This window comes from Maribacter hydrothermalis (assembly GCF_001913155.1).
In the GTDB taxonomy this organism is placed as follows: Bacteria; Bacteroidota; Bacteroidia; order Flavobacteriales; family Flavobacteriaceae; genus Maribacter; species Maribacter hydrothermalis.
This window is the reverse complement of sequence record NZ_CP018760.1, coordinates 3815441-3835690: the sequence shown is the minus strand read 5'-3', so window position 1 is coordinate 3835690 and position 20250 is coordinate 3815441. Positions and strand designations below refer to the sequence as shown.

19 protein-coding genes are annotated in these 20250 nt (G+C 33.5%); 16 read left to right on the top strand and 3 right to left on the bottom strand.

The window, feature by feature from the left end:
- Positions 1–92: 92 nt before the first annotated feature.
- Together BTR34_RS16425 and BTR34_RS16420 are read left to right on the top strand one after the other, a co-directional pair.
- Positions 93–479: a hypothetical protein gene (locus tag BTR34_RS16425; RefSeq protein ID WP_082960185.1), complete on the top strand. Its 387-nt coding sequence runs from the start codon at positions 93–95 to the stop codon at positions 477–479.
- A 12-nt stretch (positions 480–491) separates the two neighbouring features.
- A complete protein-coding gene (locus tag BTR34_RS16420) occupies positions 492–1022 on the top strand; it encodes a hypothetical protein (RefSeq protein ID WP_068485164.1) in 531 nt (176 codons plus the stop codon).
- A gap of 129 nt (positions 1023–1151) precedes the next feature.
- On the opposite strand, the gene BTR34_RS16415 is transcribed toward BTR34_RS16420, so the two are convergent.
- Positions 1152–2120 carry a transposase gene (locus BTR34_RS16415; protein WP_074472153.1) on the bottom strand — a complete coding sequence of 323 codons (969 nt, stop codon included), beginning with the start codon at positions 2118–2120 and terminating at the stop codon, positions 1152–1154.
- Positions 2121–2537: 417 nt separating this feature from the next.
- Between BTR34_RS16415 and BTR34_RS16410 the strand changes: the two genes are divergently transcribed.
- From BTR34_RS16410 to BTR34_RS16400, 3 genes are all read left to right on the top strand, one after another.
- Positions 2538–3524: a hypothetical protein gene (locus BTR34_RS16410; protein ID WP_157483873.1), complete on the top strand. Its 987-nt coding sequence runs from the start codon at positions 2538–2540 to the stop codon at positions 3522–3524.
- A 232-nt stretch (positions 3525–3756) separates the two neighbouring features.
- Complete coding sequence (locus BTR34_RS16405) at positions 3757–4059, top strand: type II toxin-antitoxin system RelE/ParE family toxin (RefSeq protein ID WP_068485159.1); 303 nt, start codon at positions 3757–3759, stop codon at positions 4057–4059.
- Between the two features lies 1 nt (position 4060).
- Positions 4061–4345 (top strand): addiction module antidote protein, encoded by a 285-nt coding sequence (locus BTR34_RS16400; protein ID WP_068485161.1) that lies wholly within the window; start codon positions 4061–4063, stop codon positions 4343–4345.
- A gap of 131 nt (positions 4346–4476) precedes the next feature.
- Here BTR34_RS16400 and BTR34_RS16395 read toward each other — a convergent pair whose 3' ends face one another.
- Positions 4477–5445: a transposase gene (locus tag BTR34_RS16395; RefSeq protein ID WP_074472153.1), complete on the bottom strand. Its 969-nt coding sequence runs from the start codon at positions 5443–5445 to the stop codon at positions 4477–4479.
- A 395-nt stretch (positions 5446–5840) separates the two neighbouring features.
- On the opposite strand from BTR34_RS16395, the gene BTR34_RS16390 reads away from it, so the two are divergent.
- The 4 genes from BTR34_RS16390 (at position 5841) to BTR34_RS16375 (ending at position 10943) form a co-directional block, all read left to right on the top strand.
- Positions 5841–7574 carry a CocE/NonD family hydrolase gene (locus BTR34_RS16390; protein ID WP_068483165.1) on the top strand — a complete coding sequence of 578 codons (1734 nt, stop codon included), beginning with the start codon at positions 5841–5843 and terminating at the stop codon, positions 7572–7574.
- A gap of 447 nt (positions 7575–8021) precedes the next feature.
- Entirely contained in the window at positions 8022–8318 is a 297-nt protein-coding gene (locus BTR34_RS16385) for a hypothetical protein (protein ID WP_068483162.1), read from the top strand.
- A 491-nt stretch (positions 8319–8809) separates the two neighbouring features.
- Positions 8810–10156 carry a tyrosine-type recombinase/integrase gene (locus BTR34_RS16380; protein ID WP_235843176.1) on the top strand — a complete coding sequence of 449 codons (1347 nt, stop codon included), beginning with the start codon at positions 8810–8812 and terminating at the stop codon, positions 10154–10156.
- The gene (locus tag BTR34_RS16375; RefSeq protein ID WP_068483156.1) at positions 10149–10943 is read left to right on the top strand and encodes a hypothetical protein; all 795 of its coding nucleotides are present in this window, start codon (positions 10149–10151) and stop codon (positions 10941–10943) included. The genes BTR34_RS16380 and BTR34_RS16375 overlap by 8 nt, the downstream gene beginning before the upstream one ends.
- Positions 10944–11126: 183 nt before the next feature.
- On the opposite strand, the gene BTR34_RS16370 is transcribed toward BTR34_RS16375, so the two are convergent.
- Complete coding sequence (locus BTR34_RS16370; protein ID WP_068483153.1) at positions 11127–11378, bottom strand: hypothetical protein; 252 nt, start codon at positions 11376–11378, stop codon at positions 11127–11129.
- Between the two features lie 92 nt (positions 11379–11470).
- Between BTR34_RS16370 and BTR34_RS16365 the strand changes: the two genes are divergently transcribed.
- From BTR34_RS16365 to BTR34_RS16335, 7 genes are all read left to right on the top strand, one after another.
- Positions 11471–11656 (top strand): hypothetical protein, encoded by a 186-nt coding sequence (locus tag BTR34_RS16365; RefSeq protein WP_068483150.1) that lies wholly within the window; start codon positions 11471–11473, stop codon positions 11654–11656.
- Between the two features lie 17 nt (positions 11657–11673).
- Complete coding sequence (locus BTR34_RS16360) at positions 11674–12099, top strand: TerB family tellurite resistance protein (protein ID WP_068483147.1); 426 nt, start codon at positions 11674–11676, stop codon at positions 12097–12099.
- On the top strand, positions 12083–12397 hold the full coding sequence (locus tag BTR34_RS16355) for a DUF6804 family protein (protein ID WP_317039576.1): 315 nt from the start codon (positions 12083–12085) through the stop codon (positions 12395–12397). The genes BTR34_RS16360 and BTR34_RS16355 overlap by 17 nt, the downstream gene beginning before the upstream one ends.
- Before the next feature lie 123 nt (positions 12398–12520).
- Positions 12521–15298 (top strand): type I restriction endonuclease subunit R, encoded by a 2778-nt coding sequence (locus BTR34_RS16350; RefSeq protein ID WP_068483144.1) that lies wholly within the window; start codon positions 12521–12523, stop codon positions 15296–15298.
- A complete protein-coding gene (locus BTR34_RS16345) occupies positions 15299–16918 on the top strand; it encodes a type I restriction-modification system subunit M (protein ID WP_068483141.1) in 1620 nt (539 codons plus the stop codon). It begins immediately after the preceding gene.
- Between the two features lie 5 nt (positions 16919–16923).
- A complete protein-coding gene (locus BTR34_RS16340) occupies positions 16924–18435 on the top strand; it encodes a restriction endonuclease subunit S (RefSeq protein ID WP_197496138.1) in 1512 nt (503 codons plus the stop codon).
- Positions 18422–20248: a restriction system-associated AAA family ATPase gene (locus tag BTR34_RS16335; protein WP_068483136.1), complete on the top strand. Its 1827-nt coding sequence runs from the start codon at positions 18422–18424 to the stop codon at positions 20246–20248. The genes BTR34_RS16340 and BTR34_RS16335 overlap by 14 nt, the downstream gene beginning before the upstream one ends.
- Positions 20249–20250: the final 2 nt, after the last annotated feature.

Genomic DNA, 20250 nt, shown 5'->3' with positions numbered 1-20250 from the left:
CCTGTGCTTAAAATCCCCCGTACTGCTCATAGCCGAGACCGTTGGCAACAATATGACCAAAACCGAAACTAAAGACAATAATTTAGAATATTATGTTTGATTATGGAATTGACACATATAAGTCGCTGACTAAAGTTGTTAAGTTAAAATTCAATTCAGAATTAAAAGATAGTGGAATTGAACTTCAAGGAATTTACTCAATGAAAAATTTGGTAACAGAAAAAGAGTTTTACCTTCTTGAAGTTAATGGAAAACAAATAAGATTTGCGAATCAAAAAAGCTTTGTAGTCTTATTTTCAGATTTTTTAAAAAGTAATATTAAAGAATTAAAAAACAGATATAATTATCTCCTAAATAGAACGACAGACGAGTTTAGTGACGACATCGGAATTGAAATGGAATATAAGCAAGCAGATTACTATTCAATGAAACAAACTGAATTACTAAAAAAAATGATTGAATTTAACAATAAAATGTAATTCAAATTAAAAATGGAAAATACTCAAGATAACATAAATTTTATCCCGATTTTGACTGTATTTTTATCAGGCTTATTTGGTCTTTTAGTTGCATATATAACTTGGAATTTAGCAAGCAAACGTGAAAAAGAAAAATTCAAACAAGAATTAGCATTTCGGGAATTTAAAGAAAAAGAGGAATTATATATTTCTATTCTTTCTTCACTTGACAAAACCGTGAAATTCACAAAAACTGGAAAAGATTACTCGGAATTATTTAATGACTTGACATTTATTTCGGCTAAATCAAAACTACTTGCAACGGAAAGTATAAATATAAAATTTAGTGAAATAAGTGATATTTTATATGTTTGGTCTTCAAGATACAGACAAAGTCTTCCAAAAAAAGTTGGAGGAACGGATTATGGAATAGTAACGAATTTGGATAATGAACATCGAGAAAAAGCAGACGAAATATATCCCGAATTAATTAAGTCAATCAATGATTTAGTTTCTATAATTAAAAAAGAGTTGAATTATTTAAAGAACGAACTGAAAAAATAAATACTGTTGCCAACAAAGAACTGAGGTAAAAAACAAACAAATTCTTCTTTAATCTGAGACAATATTAATCTAGGCTCATAGATTCAAAAAACAGATTCTTGAGCTTTTTTTATTCAATTTATATGCTATTTATCTAGGCAATATAGAAACGTAAGTTTCATCATATGGTCTGCCAGATTTTGCGATAGCAAAAGACTGTTTTAATAGTTTGTTGGCAACGGCTATCAGTGCCAGTTTCTTGCTCTTACCCTTGTTCACGATTCGCTCATATACTTCTCTGCATGCCTTGTTGTGTTTACAGGCATTGAAAGAACATAGAAACAATAGATTACGAAGCTTTCTATTGCCGACCTTACTTATTCGCGCCCGACCTCTTACACTGCTCCCCGACTCTCGTATCGTGGGGGTTATACCTACATAACTACAAAGCTGTGCTGCTGTTTCGAACTTGTTGAAACCGTCAGTGACAACAATTAAGAACAATGCAGTCTTTTGTCCTATTCCTGGTATTGACGTTAACAATGTTAATTGCTCCTGTTGGTCCTCCTTTACCAATGATAGTATCTTTGACTCGATAGCTGCTACCTCTTTGTTCAGCTGCTTCTTGTTACGTATCAAGGAACGATAGACAAACTTTGAGGGTATCCCCAAAACAGCTTCCCCATGTATCTTGTTCTTGGTCGCGGTACGTTGTTTTAAATAAGTATCCAATAAGCGGAACAACTGTAAACATTCGCTCTGGGTATCCGTCAAGGCATTGTAAATAGGAACCTCGTTGATTAGGGCATATTCACATATAGCCTTGGCATCGCTCTTGTCCGTTTTTACCTTGGCAAGTTTCATTTGTATAAATCGCTTTATCGATAAAGGATTTACAACGGATACCAGTACACTATTTTTGTAAAGAAACTGTGCAAGCCTATAATGATAGTAACCGGTAGCTTCCATAACGACCAATGAACCTTTGGGTAATTCCTTAAGGTATTTCTTGAACCCCGTTTCATTGTTCTTATACTGGTCGTGACCTTTGCTACTACCATGTACATCAAAGACATCTTTACTGATGTCAACTCCAAAAGTTTCTTTATATTTAATCATAAGAAATGTTTTATGAAAGAACCAGCTACTTCTGCTCACAACAACTTAAAAACGAGATCTAAAGTCTCACAGAACTGAACGTGATCTAAGTAGTAAAAGAGAAAGGATTATCAATGTTGTCGAAGTCTGAAGCTTCACCGTATATAGTAACCTTAATTCTCTCTTTTGTTCTTTCTAGTTATATCAACAATTTACTGAGAATCAAACTTAAGCCGTATATAGTAACCTTAATTCTCTCTTTTGTTCTTTCTAGTTATATCAACAATTTACTGAGAATCAAACTTAAGCCGTATATAAAAAATTGCTGGTGTTGTGCTAAATCAAAGGTCGTTGCACGTTTGCTACGTCTGATTTTCCTTCGGAAAATCCTCGCACGCAAACACGCAACTTTCCATATACAATCACGTTGCCCACAATATGAAAAACATCTTTGGAAAGAACAATTATCGATTTGGAGTTGAATCATTTTTACTAATGTATTTGAATCAATATCAATTTGTTTTAGGCTCTGATTTGGAACATTATGGGAAAAATAACCAGACTTTTAATAAAGATAATCCTTGCAATATTTATTTTGTTTTAAGAAGACCAAAAGTTACAATTGACCCAAATTCAGTTAAGATAAAAGGCAAAAAAGCGGACTTTGAATTAATTATTCATCACCCAACAGAAGGCGGAGTTATTAAAATGGGAACTGAATTAAACAAAGCAAAATCGGAATTGGAATTTCACACAGAATATCCTTATAATCTCTTTAGTTTTTCAGATAATAAAGGTGTCTTGTTTGGAGCAAGACCAAGTACTTTAATTGACAGCTCACACGTTGAAAATAATCTGAATTTAACCACTCTTGATTACGAAGTATTATATATTGGTCAAGCTTATGGTAAAAACGGAAAAAGAACTGCTTTAGATAGACTTTCATCTCACGAAACAGTTCAAAAAATTTACACGCATTCTTTAACTCAAAATCCTGATTCTGATATTTGGATTCTTCTAACTAATTTTTCACAACAAAGTATGCTATTCGCAGCTGGAGCAGATTTAATAAAAGTAAGTAAAAAAGACTCAAAAATTGAACGTAAAAAAGGAGAACATTTTTTTGAAAATAATGGAATTTCAATAACAGAAAAGCAGAAAATAAATTTTACTGAAGCTGCACTTATTAAATATTTTCAACCGAAATATAATATTGAGTTTAAAGATAGTTTTCCTTCAACAAAGCACAAATCCTATTCTGAATGCTACAATTTAGACATTAAGGCTTTGACAATCGAATTGGATACATCAGAAAACACACGTAAAATTTACACCGAAAAAACTGAACGAACACATCATCATATGAAAATGTTTGAGTTCAATTCTGACAAAGATAGAATAAGCTTAATGAATGTATTCGGATAAAATACTGTGGGCAACACCGTATATAATTTATTGCTAGTTCTTGCCTACTTACGAAAGTCCTTGCGGACTTTCTTGGTCGGTAATTATTTACTAAATTAGTTGCTTAAAACACGCAACAAACCATATACAAACACGTTGTGGTGCATTTAAGAGCAACTTTCTGGAAAACCGAAAATTTCTGTTTTAAATTCAAATTTTAGATTATATTTGTATCTAAATGGATACACTTTAAATGATTATCACCGAAAAAACAACTGAATTTGATAAGTGGATTAGAAAGCTCAAAGATATTCGAGCGAAATCTAAAATACTCTTCCGAATTCAGAAACTCGAAACCGATGAGCATTTTGGAGATTGTAAGCCTGTTGGAGATGGAATTAGCGAAATGCGGATTAATTATGCCAAAGGTTATCGAGTGTATTTTAAGGAAAAAGATAACAAGATTGTCATCCTTTTAATCGGTGGAGATAAATCAAGCCAACAAAAGGATATTGACAAAGCGAAGAAAATTTGGAACAGAATAAAAAATGATTGATATGGCAACAACAAAATTTGATATTGCGGACTATTTGGACAGCGAAGAAATGATTGCTGAATATCTTAATACAGTTCTTGAAGATGGAGATAGTTCTGATTTAATTGTGGCAATCGGAAATATTGCAAAGGCAATCGGAATGACTAAAATTGCGGAGAAATCTGGAATGAGCCGACCAAGTCTTTACAAAGCTTTATCTGATGGAGCAAAACCGCAATTCGGAACGATAATGAAAGTATTGAAAGCAATTGGCGGACAAATTAATGTGAAACCAATGTCAGCGTAGAAAAACGCACCACAACAAAGAACTGAGGTAAAAAACAAACAAATTCTTCTTTAATCTGAGACAATATTAATCTAGGCTCATAGATTCAAAAAACAGATTCTTGAGCTTTTTTTATTCAATTTATATGCTATTTATCTAGGCAATATAGAAACGTAAGTTTCATCATATGGTCTGCCAGATTTTGCGATAGCAAAAGACTGTTTTAATAGTTTGTTGGCAACGGCTATCAGTGCCAGTTTCTTGCTCTTACCCTTGTTCACGATTCGCTCATATACTTCTCTGCATGCCTTGTTGTGTTTACAGGCATTGAAAGAACATAGAAACAATAGATTACGAAGCTTTCTATTGCCGACCTTACTTATTCGCGCCCGACCTCTTACACTGCTCCCCGACTCTCGTATCGTGGGGGTTATACCTACATAACTACAAAGCTGTGCTGCTGTTTCGAACTTGTTGAAACCGTCAGTGACAACAATTAAGAACAATGCAGTCTTTTGTCCTATTCCTGGTATTGACGTTAACAATGTTAATTGCTCCTGTTGGTCCTCCTTTACCAATGATAGTATCTTTGACTCGATAGCTGCTACCTCTTTGTTCAGCTGCTTCTTGTTACGTATCAAGGAACGATAGACAAACTTTGAGGGTATCCCCAAAACAGCTTCCCCATGTATCTTGTTCTTGGTCGCGGTACGTTGTTTTAAATAAGTATCCAATAAGCGGAACAACTGTAAACATTCGCTCTGGGTATCCGTCAAGGCATTGTAAATAGGAACCTCGTTGATTAGGGCATATTCACATATAGCCTTGGCATCGCTCTTGTCCGTTTTTACCTTGGCAAGTTTCATTTGTATAAATCGCTTTATCGATAAAGGATTTACAACGGATACCAGTACACTATTTTTGTAAAGAAACTGTGCAAGCCTATAATGATAGTAACCGGTAGCTTCCATAACGACCAATGAACCTTTGGGTAATTCCTTAAGGTATTTCTTGAACCCCGTTTCATTGTTCTTATACTGGTCGTGACCTTTGCTACTACCATGTACATCAAAGACATCTTTACTGATGTCAACTCCAAAAGTTTCTTTATATTTAATCATAAGAAATGTTTTATGAAAGAACCAGCTACTTCTGCTCACAACAACTTAAAAACGAGATCTAAAGTCTCACAGAACTGAACGTGATCTAAGTAGTAAAAGAGAGAGGATTATCAATGTTGTCGAAGTCTGAAGCTTCACCGTATATAGTAACCTTAATTCTCTCTTTTGTTCTTTCTAGTTATATCAACAATTTACTGAGAATCAAACTTAAGATGTATATAAAAAATAGGCGGAATAGTACTAAATCCAAGGCTTGTGGTCCGTATCAAACTTTGTGCTTAACCGAAAGTTTGGTGCTTCGAAATCGCCTACTTTTCATATACTAACCGTTATGTGCAAGCTGAAAAAAATGCAACATTCTGATAAAAAGGTCGTCTTTAGATAAAAACAACCAAATGAAAATAATACTGCATTTATTCATTTTTCTTTTAATAGGCTGTAACGCTTCAAGCCAAAAAAAAGAAACATCAGAATTAGACGGAGAGTACAATATTCAAGATGTTTTAATTGAGACAAGAGACGGAGCAAAAGTTTCAGTAATCATCGTTAGGAAAAATGAAATAACCGAACCAAAACCAGTAATTCTTCAAAGTACAATTTATGTAAGAGATAAAGGAGGAGACTTAAACACCTTAAAGGAATCCGCTAACAAAGGCTATATTGGAGTAATTGCATATACAAGAGGAAAACGTCTTAGTCCTAACGAAATATGGCCATACGAAAATGACGGCAATGATACTTACGATGTAATCGATTGGATTAGCAAACAAAAATGGTGTGACGGACGGATTGGAATGTTTGGAGGTAGCTATAATGGATTTACGCAATGGGCTTCTACTAAAAAATTACACCCAGCACTTAAAACAATTGTTCCTTACGTTGCTAATAGACCAGGAATGGGTTTGCCAATGGAAAATAATGTTTTCATTAACCCGAATTACGAATGGGCTTTTTATGTGGGAAACAACAAAACTTTAGATACGATTGCTGGAAATGACCGGCAACGTTCTAGAGATATGCAAAACAAATGGTGGGAAAACGGAATAGCTTATAAAAAACTTGATAGTATTGACGAAAGACCTAATAAATGGTTTCAACGATGGATAAGCCATCCATCATTTGATGATTATTGGCAAAGTATGGCACCTTATAAAGAGGATTTTTCCCAAATCGATATTCCTGTTCTTTCAATCGACGGATACTACAATGATTCACAAAATTCTGGATTATACTACTTAAGAGAACACTACAAGTATAATCCTCAAGCCGAGCACTACTTGATTATTGGACCTTATGGTCATTTTGGTGCTCAAAAAGGAGGCTTTCCCGAAGTAAACGGTTATAAAGTAGACGCTGATGCTTTGATAAACACTAACGAAATAACTTACCAATGGTTTGACTACATTTTTAAGAATGGCAAAAAACCTGAAAAATTAAAAGATAAAATTAACTATCAAGTAATGGGAGCAAATGAATGGAGAAGTGCTTCAAGTATTACTGAGATGAGTAACAAATCTTTAAAGTTATATCTAACAAAGGAAAAAGTAGAAGATATAAATTTGTTAAGTCCTGAGAAACCCGTCGAAAAGAACTTTCATTTTCAAGAAGTTGATTTTTCTAATAGAGAAATCTGGAATAATGACTATTACCCAGACCCAATCATTCGAGATTACAGGGATATGGGCAATGGTTTTAATTTTATTAGTAAACCGTTGGAGGAATCAATAATTGTAAACGGTTCATTTATTGGCCAACTAAAGGTAAGCATCAATAAAAAAGATTTTGATTTTGGTGTTACACTTTATGAAGTAATGCCAAATGGAGAATATTTCAGCTTGTCTTACATTATTGGCAGAGCAAGTTATGCAGATGATATAACCAAAAGAAAATTATTAGAACCAAACAAAATAGAGACAATTAGATTTTCAAACACACATTTAGTAAGTAAAAAATTAAGTAAAGGTAGTCGCCTACTTGTATACATAAATGTGAATAAAAACCCATTTTCGGAATTGAATTATGGTACGGGGAAAAAAGTAGCGGAAGAAAATATAAAAGATGCGAAAGAACCATTGAAAATAAAATGGTATAATGATAGCTTTGTGGAAATTCCGATTTGGAAAGATTGAACGTGGGAAAAGCCAGCACATAACAAAGCCTATAAACAATGCGGGTTTCGGGCTTTAAACGCTAAGGTCTGCCTATATTAATAATGGCGCAAAATCTTTGGGATTTTGCTTTTAAGCGGGACAAAGAAAAAAACAAAACCAAAAGATTTCGCTATGTGCGTGGCGGAAAGCAAACGCTAGTTTGCTCCCGTACTGTTCATAGCTCAGACGTTAGGCAACATTTTGTAGAAACTTGAGAAAATTTAAGACTTACTCCTAGTATTATTTGTTGGAATTCCGTTATTCATTCTAACAATACCCGTTATTATAATTTCTTTACCCTTTACTTATTTTCAACGCAAAAAATTTGAAAAAAAATATACTGGGTTTTTAACGGAAAATGATGGAAAAAACTTCTTTTGCTATAATAACAGAAAGAACTCAAAAAATTATATTGAGGAAAATATTGTGCCAAATCTGGACAAAGGAATAGAAATCGTATATCTGAATGGACGAAAAATTGAATCGGAATATAATGCTGAATTTATCTCCGCTGCGTTATATGGACTTAAGCACTACAATAAGTTTCCTCATTTAATGAAAATTAGGAATGGACAAGTAATTGACAAATCAGTAAATAATCCGTTTTATGGAGTTTTAAATATGAACAAATCGCAAACGGAATTACTAAATGTAATAAATCAGTTCTTTGAGCCGAACGTGGAAAAAACGTTGCCTAACAAAGCCTCCTATGAAAAGCCTTAGTCCAGTTCTTTAAAGTTAATTAATATTTTCTTTTTTGCCTTAAACCTCCTTTTTTGTTTTAATATTATTTCTTTGTACTCCTAATATTGTCTGTTTTTAGCCTAGAAATATCATTGGTGTCAGAATGATTATAAATCATAAAAGAACGAGCTATTAACTAAATATATTATTCTAAACAATACACACTATGCCCGATTATAAATAAAAATTAAGTAAATTGTAATTAAAATAATTTAAATTTAAGTGAACATAAAACTGAACACGTTTTTGCACACGATTTATTAATAAAGCATCTCTAAAGTACCTGAATATAGGGACTTTGAAATTTGAGAGGAAAATTCATAACCCGGAGGTCGGGGGATCGTGCCCCCCTCTCGCTACATAGTTTAAGACCAATAAAATCAACGGTTTGCGTGCGCACAAGCCGTTTTTTTATGTCTTTAAATTTCATACTTTTATCTACCATATACGATAACGTATACGGTTTGAAAATGAAACTAAACTATTCCGATCCTAAATTCTATACTGGTGGTGTCCCAATAAAAGGTTGGTCTAAGCTAACTTACAAGCAAAAGAAAGATGCTCTTGCCAAAGATTGGTATGTATATTTCTCCTATCGAAATCCTGAAACCAAAAAACTTGTTAGGCAAACTCCTATCAAAGCGGGTGTAAATCGTTTTAAAACAAAACGCGAGCGAATTCTTTTTATGTATATTATAAAAAGAGCTTTAATTAAAATTTTAGAAGCTGGTTATACCCCTAATGCTGATAATTCTACCCTAATATCTAAATTAAGCACGTCTAACGTTGTAGATGAAAAGGAAACTGAAACTATTCCTAAAAAAGTTGAACAACCCACTAAGGTCTTAAAAAAGGTTACTCCTGCCCCACTTGGTTCTCCTTTAATAGAAGAACCATCCATATCAATTCAAGAAGCATTCGATTTTGCTCTAAAAATTAAAAAGCGATCCTTAAGTCCAAATTCATATTCTGGGTACCATGGTCCACTTAAACAATTTGAAAAATGGTTGGAAGAAAATGAAATCAGCGATATAAAAGCAATTACAAAGAAAACTGTCGTTCAATACTTAAATTCAGTTTTAGCACGAACATCGCCAAGAACCCGTAATAATGCAAGAACAAGTTTAAGTGCTATTTTCACAACATTAGAGGATAATGAAATTATTGAAGACAATTTTATCCCTAAAATAAAACCGCTATCAACTAAGCCTACAAGAAATAAAACTTTCACTCCAAAACAAGAGTCTAATTTACAGACTTATATGGAGAAGAATGACCAACTGTTATTATCCTTTGTACATTTTATCTCTCTTTGTTTTTTGAGACCAATTGAAGTATGTAGATTAAAAGTTAAGGATATTGACATAGCTGACAAAAAAATCTATGTAAAGGCGAAAAATAAAAAAGTAAAAATTAAAATCATTCCAGAGATTTTATTGAATTTATTACCAGACCTCTCCAACGCTGATCCTGAACATTTTGTATTTACGCCATATGAAATTGGTGGCGAATGGGACGTTCCTGAACGAGATAAAAGAAACTATTACTCCAAAAGGTTTAAAAAGGTTAAAGATCACTTCAAATTGGGTATAGAATATGGACTTTATAGCTATAGACATACCTATATAACAAAGTTGTATAGAGAAATACGAAAAGAGTTAAATCCCAGCGAAACCAGAAGTACCTTATTAGGGATTACCGGACATTCTACATTAACCTCACTTGAAAAGTATCTACGTGATATAGATGCAGAACTACCAGAAGATTACTCTGAATTTCTACAGCCATCATCCACAAAAAGAACTCAAAATGACTAAGAAGAACAAAAACTATTTTGGGATGTTGAAGAGTGAAAAGCTCAATGAGTTAAGTAACGAGCAGAGATTAAAGCTTTTTAAAACTAAAAAGCTGTTCGTTACTACGAAGGTTTTAAAACTACCATCAAACGCTCCAATAAATTTACTAGACACTACTAACTTTAAATCTAGAATAGAACCTAAAAGCGAACTTGTAGATGCGTATTATACGTTTGTATTACATACTTATCAAGAATATATAAATAATGTATTTATTAACTTTTTTCATCAATTCAATAACCATATTATTGGTTTAAAGAAAAAAGAAGCTAAAACGGTTGGTAGATTACTTTACATAAATATTATAAATAATAAGCACTCTCCTAGTTTTGATATTGTGCATTTATTAGAAAATACTCATGGTATTCCGAAACTTGAGAATACTCCGAAAATAGAATTGTACACTATAAAGCGTGATACAATGAAACTAAGAACTATTCAAAAATATCCAAAAGGGTTAAATGAATTTTTAATGGGTAATTCCAGTCATTTCGAGGAAAGCCTGAAAGAAAATTTGTCCATTATAAAAGAAATCATTCAGTTTGAAGGTGAGCTTAAAATAATATTAGCATTGAATGATGAATATAAGTTTGAAGAAAACAAAACTATTCCATCAATACCTCAAAATAATGTTCGTGCTAAAAGCCAACAAACTACTTCAAATAAAATGGGGATAACAGCCACTATGCCAACCGATGAAGAAATGGAAGCATACCTAATGGAGCATGTTTTCAGTAAAAAAAAGTAAAGTAGCTATACTATTCATTAAGCAAAAGAACTTTCCTCATAGGTATCTACAGTTATAATCTTATTCGCCATATATTCCGTTATTGCCTTCAAGGTTTTATTATTGACTGGATGCGACCCTGGAGCAGTAAAATACTCAATCTGCTTTCCAGACTTAATACCATATTAGTGGTTTCTGAGTATTTTATTCAAAAAAATCAGTAGTTAAATCAACGTCAATTTTTTTAAAATTCTCCAATCTAACTTCATACAAAGGAAGTATGTTTACCTTATAACTTACTGCACAATCTGTTTTTTCATAATGGTCTACTTTCCATACCATGAATAACCTTTTTTCATTCTTCTTACTTAACCCAAGAATTAATCGGACTACTAAAATTAAATTTATAACTGCAACAAGTTTCCAATATTTATACAAAACTCCTTCTCTATTCAATTTTATTTTTAATTAAAATCATGCTGTTACGGAAACCCGTAAAAGACTACGAATTATACTTAATAATTTAGAGGTAAAATTAAAAATTAACAATGGGAACGGTAATACTTATAATAATTGGAGTTGTAATTGGTTTTGCAATTTTAGGCTTTTTATTTAGTCCTTCAGGAGAAAAGGAAGATGGCGCTAAAGTGGGTGCCGCTGCTGGGTGTAGTTTTATATCAGGTATTGCGCCAACTGTTCTTGTAATAGTATTAATAGTAAAATCATGTACATAAATTAAAATAGATAAAAGATGGGATTTCAAGAGTTATTTGAAAGTTTTGATAAAAAGAAAAGGAAGAGTCATTTTAAAAATTTACTTGCAGTGGCTATGGCCGATGGTAAATTGGACAATATAGAATTTGATTATATAATGCAATTAGCAGATAAGTGTTATATGACAGGAGATGAAGTAAAACGAGTCATAGATTTTCCAGAAGCTATCAGCTTTCATCCGCCAAAGACAGAAAGAGAAAGATTTGACCAAATGTATGACCTAGTAACGGTAATGCTAGTAGATGGCCGTATTGACGATAGAGAAATGCAGTTATGTAAAGTTTTCGCAATGAAATTGGGATTTAAGCCAGCTATTGTGGATAAGCTAGTTTTGGATTTAATTGACAATGCCCTAAAAGGTGTTGCAAAAGATGTAGCTTTGGCTCATGTCTTTTCTAAATAGAAAGATGATAATCTTAATCAAATCAATACTAGCCCTCCTATTCTTTCTATGCCTACTAAACATGCCCTACGGTTACTATGAATTAGTGCGCGTAATCGCCTTCGCGAGTTTTGGTTATTTTGCCTTTAAGGCGAACCAAGTAGAGAAGAGTGAACAGGTATTTATTTATATAGCGCTTGCCCTTCTCTTTCAACCTTTTTTCAAAATTGCTTTGGGTAGAGAATTATGGAATATAGTTGATGTGGTGGTTGGTGTTGGATTGATAACATCATTGTTTATTAAAAAAGTAAACAGATGATATTTATAAATTTTAAATCTAAATTATAACTAGTAAATATCCCGTTATAAAACTTAACTTTTCAACACTTTGTTTATCTAAAAAGTACACCTATTTTTACAAGTAAACTAACTTTATAATCATTTGAAAGAGGCCGAAACCAGAAAAGAGTTAATTGACCACCACCTGAAAACTGCAGGGTGGAATGTCAATGATTTTACTCAAGTGGTTCAGGAGTATTCGGTTATTTCAAGTGTGTATGAGCCTTCTCCGGATTATGGCACAACCTTTAGTGATTATGTTCTTTTAGGTAAAGACGGGAAAGCTTTAGCAGTGGTTGAAGCTAAAAGAACTTCTAAAGATTCAGAAATAGGCAGGGAACAAGCAAAGCAGTATTGCGAAGGGATTAAAGAAGAAACTGGATTTTTACCATTTTGTTTTTATACCAACGGCTTAGATATTTATTTCTGGGACCTTAATAATTACCCTCCAAAAAAAATTATTGGGTTTCCCACTCGAGATGATTTAGAACGGTATGACTTCATCAGGAAACGAAAAAAACCTCTAGTTACAGAACTAATCAATACTTCAATAGCTGGAAGAGATTATCAAATACAAGCTATTCGTGCGGTTATGGAGTCCATTGAAAGGAAACGCACAAAGTTTCTTTTGGTAATGGCAACAGGAACAGGCAAAACCCGAACCTGTATTGCACTAACAGATGCTTTAATGCGTGCTAGTTGGGCTGAACGGGTTTTGTTTTTGGTAGATAGAATTGCATTACGTGATCAAGCTTTAGATGCTTTTAAAGAACACTTGCCAAACGAACCTACCTGGCCCAAACGAGGCGAAAAGTCAATTGCAACGGATAGGCGTATTTACGTATCTACCTACCCTACAATGCTTAATATTGTCAAAGATGAAGAGAACTCTCTTTCTCCTCATTTCTTTGATTTGATTGTTATAGACGAAAGTCACCGTTCCATATACAATACGTACCAAGAGGTTTTAAGTTATTTTAATACTATAACTCTAGGCTTAACCGCTACCCCTACCGATGTAATAGATCATAATACGTTTAACCTGTTCGAATGCGAAGATGGCTTACCTACATTTGCATATTCCTACGAAGAAGCAGTAAATAATATCCCGCCCTATCTATGCAATTTTGAGGTGATGAAAATTCATACCAAATTTCAAGATGAAGGTATTAGTAAACGCACCGTTTCTTTAGAGGACCAAAAGAAATTATTACACGAAGGACGGGATATTGAAGAAATCAATTACGAAGGCACCCAGCTTGAGAAATCGGTTCGAAATAGAGGTACGAATGCTCTAATTGTGCGAGAATTCATGGAGGAATCTATCAAAGATTCTTACGGGGTTCTACCGGGTAAGAGTATATTTTTCTGTCAATCCATACAACAAGCTAGACAAGTAGAACAAATTTTCGACACCCTATATCCTGAATACAATGGAGAGCTAGCCAAAGTATTGGTTTCAGATGATTCAAGAGTTTATGGAAAAGGCGGATTATTAGACCAATTCAAATTAAACAATATGCCAAGAGTGGCTATTAGTGTTGATATGTTAGATACAGGCATCGATGTACGCGAATTGGTGAATTTAGTTTTTGCAAAGCCTGTCTACTCATACACTAAATTTTGGCAGATGATTGGGCGTGGTACGCGACTATTAGAGCCCACGGCAATGAAACCCTGGTGCGTTGAAAAAGATGTGTTTAGAATTATAGATTGCTGGGATAATTTTGAATATTTTAAACTGAACCCTAAAGGAGTTGAAAATAAGACACAGGTTCCTTTACCAGTTCGTTTTGCAGGACTCCGGATTGATAAAATTGAATTAGCCTTAGAATTAGATGAACTAGATATCGCATTAAAGGAAATTGAACTATTCAGAACACAGCTTAAAAATTTACCCAAAGATTCTGTTGTTATACAAGATGCACAGACACCTTTATTGAAAGCTTTAAAAGCTAATTTTTGGGAAAATTTAGATGCTAAGAGTTTCGATTTTTTACGAGAAATAATTATTCCGCTGTATAGAACGGTTTCACAAGTTGACTTTAAAGCGATGCGTTTTAAAAAAGATGTATTGGAGACCTCATTGGCACTTTTAGAGGATAATACTGATCAGTTAGACATTCTTAAAGAAAACATTCAAGAAAAGGTATCGCTTTTGCCATTATCGGTAAATGTTGTAGAAAAGCAGATTGGCTATATTAAGAAAGTGCTTTCCAATAATTATTGGGCAACTATTACAGATACTGAGTTTGATGTGCTTGCTCAAAAGCTCGCACCCTTAATGCGCTATATTGACAAACCTGTTACGGGCAGTGGTATGGACCAATTAAATTTAAAGGACGTTGTCACCACAAAGGAGTTTGTCGAATTTGGTCCTCAGCATGAATCTGTTAGTATTTCTAGGTATCGAGAAATGGTAGAGCAAAAAGTCAATGAGCTTTTAAAGCGCAACCCTATCCTTCAATGGATAAAAGAAGGCAAACAAATTACTGTTGAACAAGCTGCTCAATTAGCAGAAGAATTACATTCTGAAGACCCACATATTACCGAAGCGCTATTACAAAAAGTGTACAAAAACCAACGTGCTAATTTCTTGCAGTTCATAAAACATATTTTGGGTATTGAGATATTAGAAAGTTTTGACGAAACTGTCAGCAAAAAAGTTGCTGAATTTATACAAACACACACTACCTTGAGCACTCGGCAAATTGAATTTTTAAATCTCTTGAGAGACTATATTATTGAGCGCGGTCAAATACATAAACGAAATTTATTGGAAGCTCCTTTTACGGTAATTCACCCAAAAGGAATACAAGGGGTATTTAACCCGAATGAAATTAAAGAGATAGTAACATTAACAGAACAACTAGTAGCATAAATGAGCTTATTACAAAGTAACCCTGAAATAAAATCTAAGATTCAAGAACTCTGGAACAAGTTCTGGAGTGGCGGTATCTCCAACCCTTTAACAGCTATTGAGCAGATTACCTATTTGCTTTTTATGAAGAAATTGGATGAAAATGATACCGATGCCCAATCTAGGGCTGAATTTAACGATGACCCATTTACTTCTCGTTTTGAAGGAGAGTTTCAATTACCCAACAGTGACTTAAAAATTGAAAAGCAGCAATTACGTTGGAGCGAGTTTAAGAGATTACCTGCCGAAGAAATGTTGCAAAGGGTACAACAATATGTTTTTCCGTTTATAAAGACTTTAGATACAGATGATTCTCCTTTTGTAAAACATATGCGTAATGCGGTCTTTATAATACCAAAACCATCATTATTGGTAGAGGCTGTAAAGATAATCGATGAAATTTATGAAGAAATGGAAAGAGATGCCTCTGAAAAAGGGCAAGATTTTCAAGATATTCAAGGAGATGTTTACGAATATTTACTGAGCGAAATTGCAAGTGCAGGCAAAAACGGACAGTTTAGAACACCACGTCATATAATAAAGTTGTTGGTAGAATTGGTTTCTCCACAATTGGGCAATCGTATTGTAGACCCTGCTTGTGGTACAGGTGGTTTTTTGTTGGATGCTTATCAATATTTAGTGACTCAATTAGATAAGGACAATAAAAACCGAGAAAAAGATGAAGACGGCTTTATTCGCTCCAGTAAGGCTTCACGGTTTGATGAAAAGACCAAAACAATTTTAAACCAAAGTCTACAAGGGTATGATATAGACCAGACTATGGTAAGATTGGGGTTAATGAACTTAATGATGCACGGTATTGAAAGCCCACAAATAGATTATACCGATACGCTAAGTAAAAGTTACAATGAAAGCAGCCAGTATGATGTTGTACTTGCTAATCCTCCTTTTACAGGCAACATAGATAAGGGAGATATAAACGAAAGTCTGCAATTAGGAACTACCAAGACAGAACTTCTTTTTATAGAACGTATTTACCAAATGTTACGAATGGGTGGTACAGCAGGTATTGTCGTACCACAAGGTGTGTTATTTGGGAGCGGCAGAGCTTTTGTGGAAGCTCGAAAATTAATGATAGAAAAAAGTGAACTAAAAGCGGTCATCACAGCCCCAAGTGGCGTTTTTAAACCTTATGCAGGTGTTAGTACGGCATTACTCATTTTTACCAAAGGTGGCGAAACTGAAAATGTTTGGTTTTACGATATGCAAAGCGATGGCTATACTTTAGATGACAAAAGAGCTAAACTCAAGTTAAAAGATGGCTCGGATGATTATGGTGATTTGCAAGATATTGTCATTAAGTATAATAGTAAAAAGCCTGCCTCTGAAAACGATAGAAAACGAACCCACTTTACCGTACCTAAAAAGGAAATTGTAGCGGAAGGCTACGATTTGAGTTTTTCTCGCTACAAAGAAGAAGTGTATGATGAAATTATATATGACAAGCCCAATAAGATTCTTTTAAAATTACTTGGTGGAGAAGATGAAAACGGTAACGTTATAGAAGGTTTGGAAAAAGAAATTTCTGAAAAGTTAAACGAACTGAAGGAGTTATTTTAATGAAAATGCAATCAAAAAATATAGGGCAAATAGCAGAAGTAATTGCTGGTCAATCTCCTCCTTCCGATAGCTATAACGAAATAGAAGAAGGGTTACCATTTTATCAAGGAAAAACGGATTTTGGTGATTTAAATCCAATTCCTAGAAAGTGGTGTACTAATCCAACAAAAACTGCTGAAGTCAATGATATATTAATGTCTGTTAGGGCACCTGTAGGTCCTGTTAATTTAGCCAATGAAAAAGCATGCATTGGAAGAGGCCTAGGGGCAATACGAGCAAAAGGTCTAAATGATTTCAGATACATCTATTACTTTTTAAAAAACAACCAAGAGTTAGTTTCTAGATACGCTACTGGCTCCACCTTCAAATCAATATCAAAAGGAGACATTGAGAAAATAAGAATTAATGTTCCCAAAGATTCAATAGACCAAAAACGCATTGCCCAAGTCCTTACCGATTGTGAAAATCTTATTACCAATCGTAAAAAAAGTATTGCGCTTTTAGATGAGTTATTGAGAAGTACTTTTTTGGAGATGTTTGGGAATCCAATGAAGAATACAAAAGGATGGAAAAAAGATTCTATAAAAAAAACTATTGGTTCAGTTGTTACAGGAAACACCCCTCCCAGAAAGAATCTCAATAATTATTCCCTAGAATTCATTGAATGGATTAAAACCGACAATATCGTAAGAGGTGAAAAGAACTTAACTAAAGCCAAAGAATTCCTATCTGAGACTGGTTCAAAACTTGGAAGGATTGTTAGCTCCAACACCCTATTGGTTGCATGCATAGCCGGTAGTGAAAAATCAATTGGAAATTGCGCATTAACAGACCGAAAAGTTTCCTTTAATCAACAAATCAATGCCATTATTCCATTTGATGATGTCCATCCAGAATTTTTATATTGGATGTTTGTGATTTTTGAAGATTACATTAAAAGTCATGCAACAAAGGGGATGAAGAAAATAATTACTAAAGGAGAATTTGAAAAGATCAAACTCTTTAAACCTGATTTTGAAAAACAAACAATATTTGCCAAAATTTCTGAAAATGTAGAAGAAACCAAGAAACTCTATCAAAGACATCTTACAGAATTAGAAAACCTTTATGGTCGATTAAGCCAAGATGCTTTTAAAGGACAATTAGACTTAAGTAAAGTGGTTTTGAGGGAGGAGTTTTTGAGGGATGTTGCAAAACCTGCAATAAAAGAAAATTTGGATGTTGAAAAAGAATCTAAGAATTCAAAGACATTTTCCAAGACTCTTTTTGACTTAGATAAAATAGACACTTACCTTGAAAATCTTATAAAAAGCAACTTTGGTGAGGAAAACTTTGTTTTTGATGATATTAAAGATTTGCTATTTCAAGATTTTAAGATTCAAGATTATCAGGATGAATATGATACTTGGAAAGCAAACTTCTTTAATATTCTAAAAAAAGAAAATAGTCAAATTGAACAGTATTTTGATATTGATGAAGGACGTATAAAATTTAAACTGAAAGATGAAATTAATTAGGTTTAAATTAAATAGCTCAGATGGTTTTCGTTCTCTTCCTGAAGGATTTGAAATTCATTTTCTAAGAGATTTCCATTTTGAGGATGCAACTGACTTTAATCCTTATATTTTGGCAGGTCTAAATGGCAGTGGAAAATCGAATATTTTAGAGGTGCTAGCGGAAACCTTCTATCACTTAAATTGTATGTTCCTTGATAGGAGACCTGATTACTTTGATGTTTCAGAAGAAAATCCAAAAGGTTTCAATCCAGAAACAAGTTTAATTGAAGCATACGAACTAGAATATTTCACTTTTTTAGAATCAGACATTTTCCCAGGGTTGAATCAACTGCAAAAAGCAGAAATTCATATTGTTAAGAAGGCGAACGATCGCCCGAAAATCAATTGGGTCAACGAAGAAGAGTTTCGAAAAACCAAAGAACTCTCCAGATTTGAATCTAAAGCACTTCTTCCTGAATTTGTTGTAGGCTACGCATCTGGTCTTAACCAAACATTAAGTTTGCCATTTTTCAAAAGCCGTTTTTTGCAGTACGACGCATATTTAGAGAATTTAAAAACGGGGGAGTACATAGTACCAAAGCCAGAATCATCTTTAGTATTTCTAGATAATTCTTTTAGTCAAGCTATACTATTGTCAAATTTATTAATGAATAACCTTAATGATGAAAATGGAGTGCTGGGACCATTTAAAACATATGTAAGACTTCTAGATATAGAATCTTTTAGAATAGTCATAAAAACTAGCACAGAAGCTGAAATACATAGCGGAATTGAATATGAAAATGGTATTCCCAACAATGGAAATCACACTATAAAAACCAATATTTTTAATAGTCTAAAAGGTATAAGTAGCCTAAGGGATAGCTATACCCAATCGTACTTAGAAAAATTAAAACGTTGCGCAACTTCTTATAGTGAAAAAATTATTTTAGAAGAGGAAATCTACGATAGCGATATAACGTTTGAAGCAAAGGAAACAAAATACCTGTATCTCGACTATTTAGTAAATGATGCTACAAAAGAAGCTTTTCAACTTCATTTTGATGATGACCCGTTAGCACTGTTTGAACTATTTCAACTATTGCTAATATTTAATAATTATGAGTTTAGCATTCAAGAGAAACATTCTATTTTAGGATCACAAAACATCTTTTTGGAAAATGCCATGCAACGCTTACCGAAAGAAAATGATAGGGTGTTACGGTTTAAAGATTTTTACATAAAAAAAGAGGGGGTGGAAAAACCCATCTACACAAAAAATCTTTCCGATGGTGAACACCAATTTTTACACACACTAGGACTCTGTTTACTTTTTAAAGACACAAGAAGTTTGTTTCTATTAGATGAACCAGAAACCCATTTTAATCCTGACTGGAAGGCAAAATATATATCAAGTATAAGAAGTAGCTTTAATAAAGAAGAACAAGAAAGCTCAAAAACAATGAGAGAAATGTTGATTACTACACATTCTCCATTTTTAATTTCAGATAGTGAGATGCAATATGTTCTGCTTTTTGACAAAGATGTACAAACTCGTAAAGTAAAAGAAGTACTAAGACCAGAATTTCAAACTTTTGGCACATCCGTAAATAAAATAGGAATCAGGCTATTCAAAATGGCAAATACTATTGGAGAATTTGCTCAAAAGAAAGTTACTGAATTTAGAGAAAAAAGTTCTAATATGAGAAATGATGAGGAAAGAGAAGAACTTATTAAAAGAATAAAGGAAGAATTGGGTGAATCTGTAGAGCGCACTCTATTAATTCATGAAATAACTGAATCTATGGATGACACCAGACCAATTCTTGCCTAATT

Bases quoted from the DNA above. Each gene is read 5' to 3' on its own strand.
- BTR34_RS16425 (WP_082960185.1), top strand. From the start codon at position 93: ATGTTTGATTATGGAATTGACACATATAAGTCGCTGACTAAAGTTGTT.
- BTR34_RS16420 (WP_068485164.1), top strand. From the start codon at position 492: ATGGAAAATACTCAAGATAACATAAATTTTATCCCGATTTTGACTGTA.
- BTR34_RS16415 (WP_074472153.1), bottom strand. From the start codon at position 2,120: ATGATTAAATATAAAGAAACTTTTGGAGTTGACATCAGTAAAGATGTC.
- BTR34_RS16410 (WP_157483873.1), top strand. From the start codon at position 2,538: ATGAAAAACATCTTTGGAAAGAACAATTATCGATTTGGAGTTGAATCA.
- BTR34_RS16405 (WP_068485159.1), top strand. From the start codon at position 3,757: ATGATTATCACCGAAAAAACAACTGAATTTGATAAGTGGATTAGAAAG.
- BTR34_RS16400 (WP_068485161.1), top strand. From the start codon at position 4,061: ATGGCAACAACAAAATTTGATATTGCGGACTATTTGGACAGCGAAGAA.
- BTR34_RS16395 (WP_074472153.1), bottom strand. From the start codon at position 5,445: ATGATTAAATATAAAGAAACTTTTGGAGTTGACATCAGTAAAGATGTC.
- BTR34_RS16390 (WP_068483165.1), top strand. From the start codon at position 5,841: ATGAAAATAATACTGCATTTATTCATTTTTCTTTTAATAGGCTGTAAC.
- BTR34_RS16380 (WP_235843176.1), top strand. From the start codon at position 8,810: ATGAAACTAAACTATTCCGATCCTAAATTCTATACTGGTGGTGTCCCA.
- BTR34_RS16375 (WP_068483156.1), top strand. From the start codon at position 10,149: ATGACTAAGAAGAACAAAAACTATTTTGGGATGTTGAAGAGTGAAAAG.
- BTR34_RS16365 (WP_068483150.1), top strand. From the start codon at position 11,471: ATGGGAACGGTAATACTTATAATAATTGGAGTTGTAATTGGTTTTGCA.
- BTR34_RS16360 (WP_068483147.1), top strand. From the start codon at position 11,674: ATGGGATTTCAAGAGTTATTTGAAAGTTTTGATAAAAAGAAAAGGAAG.
- BTR34_RS16355 (WP_317039576.1), top strand. From the start codon at position 12,083: ATGTCTTTTCTAAATAGAAAGATGATAATCTTAATCAAATCAATACTA.
- BTR34_RS16345 (WP_068483141.1), top strand. From the start codon at position 15,299: ATGAGCTTATTACAAAGTAACCCTGAAATAAAATCTAAGATTCAAGAA.
- BTR34_RS16340 (WP_197496138.1), top strand. From the start codon at position 16,924: ATGCAATCAAAAAATATAGGGCAAATAGCAGAAGTAATTGCTGGTCAA.
- BTR34_RS16335 (WP_068483136.1), top strand. From the start codon at position 18,422: ATGAAATTAATTAGGTTTAAATTAAATAGCTCAGATGGTTTTCGTTCT.